This is a genomic window from Arenibacter lacus (genome assembly GCF_008711145.1).
GTDB lineage: Bacteria > Bacteroidota > Bacteroidia > Flavobacteriales > Flavobacteriaceae > Arenibacter > Arenibacter amylolyticus.
In genome coordinates this window covers 1-501 of record NZ_VVIN01000245.1, presented here as the reverse complement: position 1 = coordinate 501, position 501 = coordinate 1, and the positions used below count along the sequence as shown (strand labels likewise).

General features: G+C 44.5%; 1 pseudogene. It reads left to right on the top strand.

What is annotated here, in order from left to right:
* A pseudogene (locus F1E73_RS17760) lies at positions 1 to 501 on the top strand (hypothetical protein); the annotation flags it as partial.

Genomic DNA, 501 nt, shown 5'->3' with positions numbered 1-501 from the left:
GTGGACGAGGCTGGGAATACCACTCAAGTAAACTTGACGGCTGCGGTAAAGAACTTGGAGACGCTTACCACTTTAGCTAAGAATACTGATGGAACCTTAACTTTTACTAATGAAAGCGGGACACCAAATAACATAGACCTTATAAGTGCCAACGCCAATAATGATATAGTGGCAGGTACGGACGGCGGGCTATACCTAAATGTAGCTTCGGTAACTATTTCGGAAACAAATACTACCTTGGGCTTCGATAGTACTACTAATGAACTTACCTATACCAATGAAATCGACAATAACCCGGTAATTGACCTATCGAGTATTAATACAGACAATCAACAGCTGAGCCTGTCACCAGGGAATGTACTGACCCTTGAGGACGGTGGTACGGTGGACCTGTCTGGATTTTTGGACAACACGGACAACCAGAACCTTACCAGTGCAACAATTGATGGGAGCAACATTTTGACCATTGCGATTGAGAATGGGACCCCTGTTACGGTAGAC